General features: G+C 72.4%; 11 protein-coding genes. 3 read left to right on the top strand and 8 right to left on the bottom strand.

Annotated features, from left to right (window positions below):
* Nucleotides 1-68 precede the first annotated feature (68 nt).
* Entirely contained in the window at nucleotides 69-593 is a 525-nt protein-coding gene (locus tag EV190_RS12105; protein ID WP_133741628.1) for a MarR family winged helix-turn-helix transcriptional regulator, read from the top strand.
* Nucleotides 594-718: 125 nt separating this feature from the next.
* On the opposite strand, the gene EV190_RS23405 is transcribed toward EV190_RS12105, so the two are convergent.
* The 5 genes from EV190_RS23405 to EV190_RS12080 all read right to left on the bottom strand — a co-directional run bounded on the left by EV190_RS23405 (nucleotide 719) and on the right by EV190_RS12080 (nucleotide 6,530).
* On the bottom strand, nucleotides 719-952 hold the full coding sequence (locus tag EV190_RS23405) for a hypothetical protein (RefSeq protein ID WP_166655451.1): 234 nt from the start codon (nucleotides 950-952) through the stop codon (nucleotides 719-721).
* Between the two features lie 159 nt (nucleotides 953-1,111).
* Nucleotides 1,112-1,672, bottom strand: a complete 561-nt coding sequence (locus EV190_RS12095) for a hypothetical protein (protein WP_133741627.1) — start codon at nucleotides 1,670-1,672, stop codon at nucleotides 1,112-1,114.
* Between the two features lie 179 nt (nucleotides 1,673-1,851).
* Nucleotides 1,852-3,621, bottom strand: coding sequence for a flavin monoamine oxidase family protein (locus EV190_RS12090; protein ID WP_133741626.1), 1,770 nt, complete (start codon nucleotides 3,619-3,621; stop codon nucleotides 1,852-1,854).
* A gap of 47 nt (nucleotides 3,622-3,668) precedes the next feature.
* On the bottom strand, nucleotides 3,669-5,609 hold the full coding sequence (locus tag EV190_RS12085) for a thiamine pyrophosphate-binding protein (RefSeq protein WP_133741625.1): 1,941 nt from the start codon (nucleotides 5,607-5,609) through the stop codon (nucleotides 3,669-3,671).
* A gap of 204 nt (nucleotides 5,610-5,813) precedes the next feature.
* A complete protein-coding gene (locus tag EV190_RS12080; RefSeq protein ID WP_133741624.1) occupies nucleotides 5,814-6,530 on the bottom strand; it encodes a TetR/AcrR family transcriptional regulator in 717 nt (238 codons plus the stop codon).
* A 117-nt stretch (nucleotides 6,531-6,647) separates the two neighbouring features.
* Here EV190_RS12080 and EV190_RS12075 point away from each other — a divergent pair, with 117 nt between their 5' ends.
* Together EV190_RS12075 and EV190_RS12070 are read left to right on the top strand one after the other, a co-directional pair.
* Nucleotides 6,648-7,391 carry an SDR family oxidoreductase gene (locus EV190_RS12075; RefSeq protein WP_133741623.1) on the top strand — a complete coding sequence of 248 codons (744 nt, stop codon included), beginning with the start codon at nucleotides 6,648-6,650 and terminating at the stop codon, nucleotides 7,389-7,391.
* A gap of 59 nt (nucleotides 7,392-7,450) precedes the next feature.
* Entirely contained in the window at nucleotides 7,451-7,666 is a 216-nt protein-coding gene (locus EV190_RS12070) for a 4-oxalocrotonate tautomerase family protein (RefSeq protein ID WP_133741622.1), read from the top strand.
* A gap of 328 nt (nucleotides 7,667-7,994) precedes the next feature.
* Here the strand turns inward: EV190_RS12070 and EV190_RS12065 are convergent, their stop codons facing one another.
* From EV190_RS12065 to eccCa, 3 genes are read right to left on the bottom strand one after another with little or no spacing between them, the layout of a single operon-like run.
* Nucleotides 7,995-9,011: a DUF6177 family protein gene (locus tag EV190_RS12065; protein WP_133741621.1), complete on the bottom strand. Its 1,017-nt coding sequence runs from the start codon at nucleotides 9,009-9,011 to the stop codon at nucleotides 7,995-7,997.
* The gene (locus EV190_RS24070) at nucleotides 9,008-9,406 is read right to left on the bottom strand and encodes a hypothetical protein (protein WP_166655450.1); all 399 of its coding nucleotides are present in this window, start codon (nucleotides 9,404-9,406) and stop codon (nucleotides 9,008-9,010) included. The genes EV190_RS12065 and EV190_RS24070 overlap by 4 nt, the downstream gene beginning before the upstream one ends.
* Entirely contained in the window at nucleotides 9,403-13,404 is a 4,002-nt protein-coding gene (gene eccCa, locus EV190_RS12055; protein WP_133741620.1) for a type VII secretion protein EccCa, read from the bottom strand. The genes EV190_RS24070 and eccCa overlap by 4 nt, the downstream gene beginning before the upstream one ends.
* Nucleotides 13,405-13,460: the final 56 nt, after the last annotated feature.

Here is a 13,460-nt window from a genome sequence, read left to right as displayed (position 1 = left end):
GAGCTTCTAGTTGACGAGTCAACCTTATGTCCATTGGATGATGTGTCAACCTCAACTATCCTGGTGCCATGGCTGAACCCGCTCGGCTCAACGCGCGCGAACTCCGGTCCTGGACCGGCTACCACCGCATGTCCGCCCGGTTCGCGGCGTGCCTGAACCAGAGCCTGCTGAAGGACGCCGGGCTCTCCTACGCCGACTACGAGATCCTGGTCGCGCTCAGGGAGTGCCCCGAGGGGCGGATGAGCGCGGGGGAGCTGCGCTGCGAACTGCGCTGGGAGAAGAGCCGGCTCTCGCACCAGCTCCGCCGGATGCAGGAGCGCGGGCTCGTCCGCCGCGAGACCAACCCGGCGGACGCCCGCAGCGCCGTGGTCCGTCTGCTGGACAAGGGCCGGTGCGCCATCGAGAAGGCCACCCCGCACCACACCGCGCGCCTGCGCGCCGACCTGTTCGACCTGCTGACCGAGGAGCAGATCGACACGCTCGCCGATATCAGCGAGACCGTCCTGGCGCACCTGGAGCGGAGGGAGGCCGAGGCGCTCCCCGACGGGCCGCACGGGATCGAGCGGATCGAGCGGGAGGCCACGGGCCGGTAGCGGCGCGTCCGCCGGCCCCGCCCCCGGTTTGCGCCCGCCCCCTCCGGGTAGCGGCGGCCCCGCGTTTCCGCGCGGCGAGAGGAGGCCGGGATCGCCGAGGGCGACCTCGTCGAGGCGGGGCGCCGCTACGGCCTGGAGACGAGCGAACCCGGCGGGGACGATCCGGGGCTGCTCGACGGGGTGCGGGAGAAGGCGGGCGAACCGCTGGGCCGCCGCCCCGAACCGGCCCTGCTGCTCCTGGCGGACCTGCGGCGGCTGCACCGCGCGGCCGCCGGGGTGTCGGTGGACTGGAGCTGCTCGGCCAGGGCGCGCGGGCGGTCGGGGGCACCGACCTGCTCGCGCTCACCAAGCGGTGCCACCCGCAGACCCTCCGGCAGATGCGGTGGGCCAACGCGATGCTCAAGACGGTCTCGCCCCAGGTGCTGGCGGGCTGACGGCCGGGCGCGCCCGCGTCGTCCCGGGACTGGTCGGGGCGCCGCCGTCCCGGCCGCCTCGGCGGGATCCCCGCCGGAGGCGGGCTACGCCTTCCGCTTCCCCTCCTCGGCGGCGCGTTCGAGGTCCTCGTCGGAGAGGACGCGTTCGTCGGGGTCCGCGGTGTTCTCCCCCGGAAGGAAGCGGAGCTTCTTCATGTAGGGGGTGGGCTCCCCGCGCCGGTAGTCCGCGAACTCCTTGGCGTAGTAGGCGCGGGCGTCCTCCACGCTCCTGTCGCCGGAGACGATGTCGTGCATGAGGTTGAGGGCGAGGAGGTTCGCCTGCTCGTCGTGGCAGCGGGCGGACACCTCGCCCGCGGTGCGGTCGACGACCACGCTCCCGTCGAAGAGGGCGAGCGGCGCGCACTTCTCCGGAGGCACCCGGTAGTCGACGAACGACCGCACCGAGTCGATGTGCGGAGCCGGGAAGCGGTGCTCGTGGAAGGTCCGTGAGGCCACCACCCGCTTCCACGGCCCGGCACCGCGCCAGGTGAGCTCCGACGCGGTCGCCTCCTCCGGCTCGCCGTAGGTGTCGATGACCAGTCGGGCCGCCTCGCGCGACTCCTCGGGCCAGTCCTTGACGGTGTCGGATCCGCTGCGGTTCCCCATGCCCGTGGCCTCTCTCCCGGAAAGCGTGGAGGCCCCCGGAGATCCCGCGCCGAGGGCCGTGCCAGACCGGCTGCCCCGTGCGCCCGGCGCGAAACCCCGGAGCGGAGCGGCACCGACCGGCCGGAAGCGGAGCCGGCCGGAAGGCCCTCCGCGCTCCCGGGCCTCGGCTTTCGTTTCCGTCACCAGCCGAGGTAGCAGCCCCTGAGCCAGTCCGGCCGGTTCACGCCCAGGTGGTTCTGGAGGACGGACTCCGCGGTGGTGAGGGCGCCCTCGACCCAGCCCTGCTCGCCGGAGTACGCCTCCCCGACGACGAAGGCGTTCGTCGTCTTCAGGGGCTTCTTGATCCGCTCCATCACGTCCTTGACGTCCGTCCGGGGGCGCCAGAAGTTCCATCCGCCGCCGAACGGGTCGCTCGTCCAGTCCGCGTACGCGCCGATCACCGGGGCGGGGATGTCACCGGGAGAGATCCCGTGCAGGACGGCGAGCTGCTCGGTCGTCTCCTCGATCATCTTCTCGTCGGCCTTGCGCACGTGGGCGGGCGGGTCCTTCCACCAGTCGCCGTGCGGCCCCGTCCGCGCCTCGCCGCCGTGGCCGACCGCGGCGTAGAAGAGGTTCCCGAGCAGGGCGGCGGCCTCGGGCGTCTCCTGTCCGAGCCGCGCGTCCAGCTCCGCCTTCAGGCCGGACGGCGACTCGGGCCCGCTCCAGTGGTCGACGGTGCGCGCGTCGTCGTAGGAGGCCATGAGCACCCCGTACGGCGGGCAGTCGCCGCCGCTCTCCTCGCAGGCGTCGGGACGCATGTAGTAGGTCTGCCGGATGGGCGGGTCGCACACGGACCGCCCGTGCCGGAGCCACCGGGAGCCGGACCCGTGCCGCTCCCACCACCGGGTCCGGTAGAGCAGGAAGAGCGTGAACGCCGGGTACGGCTTGACGGACCGGACGAGGCCGCGCAGCTCGTGGTCCGCCCGGATGTTCCAGGCCGGGGTGGTCTCGAGGGCCTCCAGGGACCGTCGCGGCATGGCGAGCACCAGGCTCCCGGCGTCGGCCGCGACGTCCTTCGCGCCGGTGGCCAGGATGAGCCGGACCCTCCCGCCGGACTCGTCGAATCCGCGCAGCCGGTGCTCCCTGCGGATCGTCTCCCACCCGCGGCCGTTGACCCTGCGGCCGAGCGCGGTGACCTGCTCGGCGAGGAACCGCGGGAGGCTCTCGTACCCCTTGGACAGCGTCTTGTACGCGGGGTCCTGCACGAACTCCAGCATGATGCTCCGCATGGCCTCGGCGGCGTTCCAGTTGCTGGCCAGGCTGTAGTGGCCGAACGAGTCGACGATGTGGTCGTACGCCTCGAAGGAGAGCTTGTCCGCGAGCAGGTTCCAGAAGCCGACGTGCCACAGCTTCCTGCCGTCGTACGTCAGGTGCTGCTTGACCTCGTCCCAGTCCTCGCGCGTCTGCGGGGTCCGGCCGTCGAGCCGCTGGTCGAAGACGTCGACGTTCGCCTTCTCCCGGAGCACGCTGTCGAATGCCCCGACGAGCAGCTCGACCGCGGACCGCCCTCGTTCGCCGGGGGCCGGCAGGCAGCGTCCCCGCGCGGTCGTGTCGTCCCCCGCGGCCGTCCGCGCCCCGCGCGGGTTCCACGGCGGGCCCGGGTCGTCGACGCGCACGTCGGCGACCTCCTCTCCGAGCCCCAGCTGCTCCAGGAGCCGCCGGACGAGCTGCTGCTGCTCGAAGAAGCGCATACCGCCGAGCTCGGCGCGCAGCCCCTCGACGGGTACCCACGACAGCAGCCGCCCCCCGACGCGGGTGCTCTGCTCGTACACCACCACCCTGCGGGCCCTGTTGTTCTCCTGGGCGTCCTTCAGCAGACGCCAGGCGGTGTAGAGGCCGCATACGCCACCTCCGGCGATCGCGTAGTCGCAGGACTCCGTCGAGGCCGGTGCTGTCGCCGAATCCGCCATCGCTGTCTCCTCCGAGTGGGGACTTCCGGTTCGGGGCCGGCGGTCCGTCACATCGGGCCGAAGAACTCGCTGAACCTGACGGGCGGCCCGAACGCGGTGAAGTCCTGGGCCCTCTCCCGGGAGGGCAGCTTGTCGTCGGTGAGGACCTCGACGAGGTACGACCGCCCCTTGGCGACCTGGTCGAGCCCCTCCGCGAGGGAGGTCTCCAGGTCCGCGTACCTGGAGACGCGCCTGCCGCCGATTCCGTAGGCCCCGGCCAGGTGGACGTAGTCCACGCCCCGCTTGGCGTCGGGAACGCCTCCGACGCTCTCCCCCGAGGCGCGCGGGCCCGGGACGCTCTCCCCGTCGAGGGCGAGGTACTCGGGGAACTTCGGATAGCCCGTGGAATGCCACCCGTAGACGTCCCAGATCTCCTTCAGACCGCTCATCAGCGTCTTGTACTCGCCGTTGTTCATGACGATGTACAGGATCGCCAGGCCGAGCCGGTGCGCGGTCCACCACGACTGCGGGTAGAAGAGCGCGGACCCGTCCCCGACCGCGTTGACCACGACCTCGTTCTCGCCCAGGGCCTTCCTGACACCCAGGCTCGCGGGCATCGAGTACCCCAGCGACCCGCCCTCCGAACCGAGGTAGCCGGTGGGGCGGTCGAACCTCAGGTGCGTCTGGAACGCCGGGCTGTCGGAGATCGCCTCGTCGACGAACGTCAGCGAGAGGTTCCGGCTCTCCTGCAGGTCGGCCAGGCACTTGGCGACCAGGGTCGCGGGGATCTGCCGGTCCCGCACCGACGACTCGGCCGCACGGAGCCGGTCGGCCACGCCCTTGCGCTGCGCGTCGTCGATCTCCCTGATCCGCTCGCCGCGCGCCTCGGCGGCCTTCCTGTCCACGGGGCTCTGGCACTCGCCCACCTCGCGGGTCAGCACCGGCAGGGTCGTCTTGATGTCGCCGAGGATCGCCATCTCGCCGTAGTAGTTCTTGCCGATCTCCCAGGGGTCGTTGTGCAGGTAGATCTGCCGCACCCCGTCGGGGATCAGCGGGCCGTCGTCCCAGTCGAAGACCACGACCTGGGCCTGGCCGTTGAACCCGCACAGGAACGCGTGGTCGTGCAGCCGGAACACCTCCCGCATGCCCTCCTGGGTGGAGGGCAGCGGGCCCTGCCAGTGCGGCAGCGAGTTGGGGTAGTTCATGTAGCTGCTGAGCGGTTCGGTGTAGACCGGGGCGTTGATCGCCTCGACGAGTTCGCGCAGCTCGTCCCACGCGTCAGCGGCGCCGACGCCGTCCCCGGCGACGACGATCGGCCGGGCGGAGCCCGCCAGTGCGACGGCGGCCCGGCGGATCTCCGAGAGGTCGCCCGTGAACCCGGACGCGATCCTGGTGGTCCTGCCCCGCGCCGCGGAGTCGGAGGGCGTCTCCACCGGCTGGATGGTGAACTCCCACGGGATGGACAGGAACACCGGGCCCGTCGGGGGCGCCAGCGCGGTCTTGATCGCCCGCTGCATGGCCATGCCCATCTCGTCGGGGCCGCGCACCTCGTAGGCCCACTTGGTGTACTGGCGCGCGACCTGGACCAGGTCGGAGGCGAGCAGCGGCTCCTGGATCAGCAGGTTGCTGTGCTGCTGCCCGCACAGCACCACGACGGGGATGTGTGACTTGTGGGCGTTGAACAGGTTGCCGAGGCCGTGGCCCGCGCCCGGGGTCACGTGCAGTTCCACCACGCCCGGCCTGCCCGTGGCGCGCGCGTACCCCATCGCGGCGCCCATCGCGATGTTCTCGTGCAGGCAGGGGACGTAGGTGATCCCGCCCTCGCCGTCGGCGTCCGTCCCGTCGATGATCGGGATCTCGTTCGTCCCCGGTACCCCGAAGACGCTGTCGATCCCGGCGGCGCGCAGGTAGTCGAAGATCACGTCCCGGCCCAGCGGCTGACCGCCCGGGGTCTGGGGGAGACCGGTCGTCCGCGTGGCCGCGGTTTTCTCGTCGAAGATCCTGGTCATGGACTCTCCTCAGTCGGGAAGGCGGGGGGAGCATGTCAGTCACTTTCCAGAGTCGTTTGGCTTCAAACGGTGACGACTTGCGGCGGCCCTGAAGCTTGCCGATCGTGACCTCTTTGGGGTCTCGGAAGCGGTTGGGACCCCGAAGAGGTCACGATCGGCGGGAAGAACCGAAGCGCGGCTCGTCCACCCGGCCTCGGGCGCGGGTCACCGGGACCCCGCGCGCGAGATCCTGTCGAGCCATTCCGACAGCAGGTCCCGCTCGGCCGGGGTGAGGGCGGGAGTGCTCCGGGGCAGGGCGGCCTTGAGGGCGATGGCGTGGCTGGCCGCCCTGTCGTCGGCGGGGTCGGGGGCTTCTCCCGGCGGGTCGGTGGTCACCGCCGCGAGCACCGCCTCCCGGACCAGGCGGGACAGGTCGGGGTCGCGGTCCCCGGGGGCGGTGGAGATCAGGCTCAGGACGACCCCGCTGCTGGCGGAGTGGATCATCCGGGCCGCGCGCTCCACGCCGACGCGCAGCCGCCCCGCCTCGGCGATGCGCAGCACGAGCCCGTGCAGGATCTCGGCGGACTCGCGGACGGCCTCGGGGGCCGCTCCCGGGCGGAAGTCACCGTACATCAGGGTGTAGAAGGCCGGGTTGGTCGTACCGAACTCCACGTGCAGGTCCCATCCCCGCCGCAGGTCCTCCACCGGGTCCGGGTCGTGCTCCCGGGACGTCTTGCCGCGCAGGTAGACGGCGAAGCCGTGGCTGGCCACGGCGTCGAGAAGGCCCTGCTTGTCGCCGAACAGGCGGTAGATCGTGGGGGCCTGCACCCCGGCGGCGGCGCCGACCGCGCGCGTGGACACCGCGTCGCGGCCGCCCTCCGCCAGCAGTGTCGCGGCCGCGTGGACGATCCGCTCCCGCGTCGTCGTCGAGCGCTCACTCATGTGACCGACGATAACACCTGCTTGTTATCGACTTGACGATATCAATGATTACATGTTTTAGTTAGCAGCGAAATCAACGAGGTGGTCCACCGGGCCGCCGAAGGAGAGAGGACCGCCATGAGCGACACCAGCACCGGGCGCCGGGTCGCGATCGTGACCGGCGGGTCGCGCGGGATCGGCCGCGCGGCCGCCGAGCGCCTCGCGGCCGACGGCCAGGCCGTCGTGATCGCCTACGCGAGCAACGACGCGGAGGCCGGGGGCGCGGTCGAGGGCATCACCGCCGCGGGCGGGACGGCGATCGCGGTGAAAGCGGACATCGCCGACGAGGCCGCCGTCGCGGAGCTGTTCGACACGGCCGAGCGCGAGTTCGGCGGGGTCGACGTGGTCGTGAACTCGGCCGGGATCATGGCCATGGGCCCCGTCGCGGACTTCGACCTGGCCGTCCTCGACCGGATGCACCGCACCAACATCCGCGGCACGTTCGTGGTGAACCAGCAGGCCGCCCGCCGGGTCCGCGGCGGCGGAGCCGTCATCAACCTCTCCACCTCGGCGGAGAAGGCCGCGATGCCCGGCTACGCCCCCTACGCGGCGTCCAAGGGCGCGGTCGAGGCGGTCAGCCTGATCCTGGCCAGGGAGCTGCGCGGACGCGACATCACCGTCAACGCCGTCGCCCCCGGCCCCGTCGCCACCGAGCTGTTCTTCGAGGGCAAGGACGAGGAGACCGTCGACCGGATCGCGGGAATGAACCCGATGGAGCGGCTCGGCACCCCCGGCGACGTCGCCGAGGTCGTCTCCTTCCTGGCCGGGCCCGCCCGCTGGATCAACGGCCAGACCGTCTACGTCAACGGCGGAATGGTCTGACCCGCGCGACGACCGAACACCACCACACCACCACGCAGAACACGAACAGGAGCAGGACCATGCCCTTCGCCAACTTCAAGGTTCCGGAGAAGACACTCACCCCCGAGCAGAAGAAGGAGATCGTCACCCGCACCACCGACCTGTACGTCGAGATCTACGGTGAGCGCGCCCGCGCCACCACCCTGGTCCTCGTGGAGGAGGTGCCCGACGGCGGTTGGGGCATCGGCGGCGACGTCCTGACCCTCGCCCGGATCCAGCAGGCCGCACAGGAATGACCTCCGCTCCGGCCTGAAAGCCGGAGACCCCCGGGCGACCGGTGAGGCCCCGGCGGCTATGGAGGTTCCGACGCGGGGGTGAATTCGGGCACCGGTGGTTTTGTTGACGGTCTTGGGCTTTCTGCCCGTTTCGGGGCCGGGAAGGGCAGAAAGCCCACGATCATTCCGGGTGGGGGCGGGAGCGGCCTCGAATCGCCGCGTCACGGACATCCGGCGGGCACGCGCGGCCCTCCGGCCCCGCCCGCCGACACCTCGTGATCCGCGTGGCGTGAGGTCGAACGACCCACCCGGACGACCAGTGCCCGGAACACCCCGCGCCGGAGCTTCCCTACACGGTTTCCGGGCCCTCCGGCCGCAGGTGCGTCATCAGCTCCCTGAACCCCGTCCACGCGTCGGGGTCGGTTCCGTCGCCGATCCGGTACCACACCGACGGCGCGCGCCGCGGGCCGACGGTCCGGCCCCGGGTCGGCGCCGCGAGCGCGCGGTCGAGGCCGATCTCGGCCACGCCCTCCGCGCCGACCGCCATCCCGACCGGAATCGGCACACCCGACCAGTACGGCTCGTACGTGAGGTCCGGCCGCCCGGTGGTGCGCTGCACCGTCATGGTCTGCAGGATCCCCTGCCGGGTGAACTCCTCGGCCAGTGCGGCGAGCCGGTCGAGCGGGATCTCCTCCTCCTTCGCGTAGCCGACCGCGAAGCTGATGGTCTCCTTCACCCCCGAGGTCACGCGCGACACCCGCTGGGTCCCGACGAAGCTCCGGGCCCAGCCGCCCGGGCCCGCGAACGTGAACCAGGTCGCCTGGGGTGTCCGGCGCCGGCACAGCGCGGTCAGCGCGGCGCGGTCCCACATCGACAGGGCGGGCTCGCTCGTCCCCCATCCGGCGGGGTCGGCCTCGCCGAGGGTCTGGGCGAGGGTCTCGGCGGCTCCGCCGAGGACCAGGTCCTCGCCGGCGGGGTGCAGTACCCGGAGGTCGACCAGGAGCTGGCTGCCGAGGTCGGAGGCGTCGCGGACGAAGGTCCGGGAGGGGCCGGACCGGTCCTGCTCCCCCGGGGCCGGGACGAACGCCGCGTTCCCGCTCCACACCAGCGGGATCCCGGAGAACCCGTCGTAGTGCCCGCCGCCGTCGGGCTCCTCGACCACCCATCTGGCCTTGACGCTGTTCAGCACGGTCCGCAGCGCGAACGTGAGGCGGGACTCCGCGGAGGAGAGCACCTGGAACCCCCGCCCGCTCCGCCCGCACGCCGACACCGCGTCGGTCAGCCACGACGCCAGCGGGACCACGGGCCTGTCCTGGACGGCCACCGCGGTCTTCTCGGTGACGATGTCGATCGCCGGGTGGTTCACCGTGCCCCACCTCCCGGCAGCGCGCCCTGGCGGAGCCGGGGGCGGGACGACCAGACCGTGCCGCCGAGCCTGTCGACCAGCCGGTCGGCGAACCGGTGCGCGAGCGCCACCGCCTCCGCCTCGGCACTCGACGCCCGCGCCTCCACCCACCAGCAGGGGTCGGGCATCAGGGCGGCCGTCCCGGCCCCGAGCAGCCGCTCCACCTCGCTGGCGACCGCGACCCGCTGCGCCGCCTCGATGCTCAGCAGGGGGCGTCCTTCGTCGTCGCAGAGCTGGATGACGGCGCCGTCACCGCCGCCCCGCACCTTCAGATCCGTTCCCGCCCGCACCATCCCGTCCACCAGGGCCCGAACATCCGGGGCCCGCTGAACCAGTGCGACCACGTCGTACGTCAACGGTTCTCCTTCTCCGCGTCCAGCAATCCGGTCTGGATGAGATGGGCCGCCTCCCCCCGGCGGATCCACCGCCCCCGCCCGGGCGGCTGCGCGTTGGCGTACACCCGGGGGAAGATCTGCCCCTCGCCGCGGTCGCCGGACATGAGCACCGCGCTGGTGCCGATCTCCCGCATGGCCTGCACCAGCGGGTCGTACAGGCCGCGTCCGGCCCCCGCCACGCGGCGGGTCACCACGAAGTGCAGCCCGATGTCGCGGCCGTTGGACACGAACGGCACGAACGGGGTCAGGGGTTTCTGCCCGGCCGTGGTCAGGACGTCGTAGTCGTCCACGAGCACGACGATGCGGGGACCGCCCAGCTCGCCGCCCTCGCCCTTGTCGGGGTCGGCGTCGTCGGGCATCCGGCCCTCGAGCTCCTTCGCGACACCGCCCGCCAGCCCCGCGCACACCCGCGCGTTGCTCGCGTATCCGCCGAGGTAGGCCTCGGGGATCACGCCGCGCAGCGTCCGCCGGGGGTCCATCACCGCGAACACCACCTGCTGCGGGGTGTAGCGGGCCATCAGCCCCTCGGCGACGAGCCGCAGCAGGTTGGTCTTGCCGCACTCGCCGTCGCCCAGCACCAGCAGGTTCTGGTCGCGGTCGAACAGGTCGAGCAGGACCGGTTCGAGCGCGCGCTCGTCCACCCCGATCGGCACCAGCCGGTCTTCCCGGTCGGGGCCCGGCAGGGTGCGGGCGGGCAGCCGGTACGGCAGCACCCGGACCGGCGGGGCGGTCGGGCCGCGCCACGAGCTGTTGATCGCCCGGGCCGTCTTCTCGACGACCTCGCCCAGGTTGTCGTCGTCCGGCAGCGAGTCGACGCGGGGCAGGGCCACCTGGCCGAAGAGCTTGCCGTCGGTGAGGGCGCGGCCGGGGGTCTTCGCGCTGATCGTCTCGGCGAGCTTGCGGTCCACCGACGAGTCCGACGGGTCGTTGAGCCGGAGCTCCACCCGCTGGCCGAAGTTCGACTGCATGGCCATGCGCACGTCGTTCCAGCGCAGCATCGCGGCCACCACGTGGATGCCGTAGCCGCCGCCGCGCTGCAGGAGGTCGGAGACCATGTCGTTGATCTCCTCGAAGTCGTTGCGGATCGCCCCGAAGCCGTCGACGCACAGCACGATGTCGGCGCTCGGGAGTTCGGGGACCTCGCCTCTGGCGTGCATCCGCCGCAGCTGCTGGACCGAGTCGATGCCGCGGTCGCGGAAGACCTCCTGGCGGTGCTCCAGCATGCCCCGGACCTCCTCGACCGTGCGGCGCACCCGCTCGGCGTCGGTCCGGCCCGCGACACCGCCGACGTGGGGGAGGTCGGACAGCGCCTGCAGGCCGCCACCGACCAGGTCGAGCGCGTAGACCGCGACCTGGGTCGGCGAATGGGTCAGGGAGATGGACAGCACCATGGTGCGCAGCAGGGTCGTCTTGCCGGTCTGCGGGCCGCCGATGATCGCCAGGTGGCCGCCCGAGGCGGAGAGGTCGATGTTCCACAGGCCCTGCCACTGCTTGGTGGCGTCGTCCAGGAGGCCGACCGGCACCTGCAGCGGCTCGGGGGCCCCGGGCAGCCGCATCGCGTCGTCGGTGATCTTCAGAGGGCCGGCGACCAGGTCCAGCGTGGTCGCGGACGGCAGCGGCGGCAGCCAGATGCTGCGCGCGGGCTCCCCGTGCCGGACCAGCTGCCCGACCATCACGTCCAGCAGCGTGGGCCCGACCGTGCGCTCGGGCAGGCCCGGCTCGTCGTCGGCGTCCGCGGCCCCGGCCCGCCCGGACGCGCCCGCCGTGTTGTACGCGGAGTACGGGCGCACCGGGAGGCGGTCCCGCTGCTCGTCCTCCTCCTCGTCCGCGACCGGGCCCCGGTAGCCGCCCGAGACGTAGCCGGCCTTGAAGCGCTGGTAGACACTGGTGTCGACCTTGAGGTACCCGAACCCGGGAAGAGCGGGCAGGTGGAAGGCGTCGGGGGTGTCCAGTACGGTGCGGCTCTCCTCCTCGGAGAAGGTGCGCAGTCCCAGCCGGTAGGACAGGTAGGTCTCCAGGCCGCGCAGCTTCCCGCCCTCGATCCGCTGGCTGGACAGCAGCAGGTGCACGCCGATGCTCCGGCCGATCCGCCCGATGGACAGGAACAGCTCGATGAAGTCCGGGCGGGCCGTCAGGAGCTCGCCGAACTCGTCGATGATCACCAGCAGGTGCGGGAGCGGGGGCAGGCTCGGATCGTGCGCCCGCTTGTAGGCGTAGTCGCCGATGTTGGCCACGTTGCCCGCGTCGCGCAGCACCTGCTGGCGGCGCTGCACCTCGCCCGACAGGCTGGCGTAGACGCGCTCGATCAGCGCGGCGTCGTCCTCCAGGTTGGTGATGACCCCGGCGACGTGCGGCATCGTCTCGAACGGCGCGAACGTGGCGCCGCCCTTGTAGTCCACCAGCACCATGCTGACGCGCTCGGGCGAGTGCGCCGCGGCGAGCGCGATCACCAGGGTCCGCAGCATCTCGCTCTTGCCCGAGCCGGTGGCGCCCACGCACAGCCCGTGGGGCCCCATGCCGAGCTGAGCCGACTCCTTGAGGTCCAGGATGACGGGCTGCCCAAGGTCGTCGACGCCGATGGGCACCCGCAGGAACGCGCGCTCGCTGCGCGGCGCCCACAGGCGCCGCACGTCCATGCTCCCGGGGTCGGCCACGCCCATCAGGGTCGTGAAGTCGACGCTGCCGCCCGAGGCCGCCGTCTCCTCGATCGACTCCTGGGAGAGCCGGAGCGGGGCCAGCATCCGGACCAGGCCGGTGAGCGTGGCGGCGGAGACGTCGTCCACCGTGCCGGTGAACGTCCGCGGGTCGTCCGAACGCAGGTCCTCGACCCGCACCTGGTCGCCCGAGACGGTCAGCCGGATGCTGACGTCCCCGGGCTCCTCCACCTGGTCGGCGACCAGGTGGACGACGGTGGCGCCGAGGGCGGCCGGGGAAACCGCGTCGTCCGGCCGGACCAGCTCGCTCGCCACCCCGCCGTGGGTGTCGTGGACCACCACCAGGCGGCGCATCATCCGGTACGCCTCGCGCTTCCCCATACCGCGCCGGACCTCGGCCGCGAAGTCGGTGCGGGAGCGCAGCTCGTCGGAGAGCAGCGCGCCCAGCTTCGCCGGGCTGGAGGCGATGAGCCGCGCGCTGACCCCGCCGTCCCGCCGCTGCTGGTCGAGGACCTGCGGAAGCCACTTCAACCAGTCCCAGTCGGCCGCGCGGGCCGCCGGGTGCATCACCGCCAGCGCGGCGTCCTCGGGGGCGTGGAACGCGCCCAGCTGGGCGACCACGGCCCGCACCACGCGCAGCACGTCCTCGCGCGCGCCGATCACGCTGACGTTGCCGACCATGTCGAGCGGCACGGTGAGCGGCATGTCGGGCACGGTCTCGAAGCGCCGGATCGCGGCCCGGGCCTCCGAGAGCATGAAGGGGTCGTTCGGGGTCAGCGCGCTCCCGCGCTCGGCGAGGCGGAGCGGTCGTCCCGGCATGTGCCCCGTGCCGATCCGGACCCGGAGGAAGTCCCGGTCCCTGCGGCGGCGCTCCCAGAGCCGGGTGGGGTCGCGCAGGATGTCGTACAGCGCCTCGGGGGGAGGGTCCAGCAGGCGGGCGTGCGCGTGGGCGCGCCGCTCCCGCTCGCCGAGCTCCTCGCGCAGCTCCTCCAGATACTCCAGGTACAGCTCCCGCTGGTTGCGGCGCTGCCGGGCGGCCTGGCCGCGACGCGAGAAGAGCATGCCGACGCCGGCGATCACCGCGACGACGAGGACCAGCGCGCCCAACGCCATGAACGCCGGGTTCCGCAGCACCATCATGATGGTGAGCGAGGCCATCATGCCGACCATCGGCAGCAGGGTCATCAACTGGCCGCCCTGCGCGTTGCCGTCGGGCAGGGTGGGCGGCGCCTCGACCTCGTGCGGGTCCTGCTGCGGGGGCGGATAGACCGTGCGCGCCGGCCGGTGCACAATGCGGGTCGTCACCGGCACTCCTCTCGAAAACGGACGACACAGTTTTCCAGTGACCGCCCTGCCAGGTC

It is taken from the genome of Actinorugispora endophytica (assembly GCF_004363075.1).
In the GTDB taxonomy this organism is placed as follows: Bacteria; Actinomycetota; Actinomycetes; order Streptosporangiales; family Streptosporangiaceae; genus Actinorugispora; species Actinorugispora endophytica.
The sequence above is the reverse complement of the archived record's forward strand: the minus strand, read 5'-3'. Positions and strand labels throughout refer to the sequence as shown.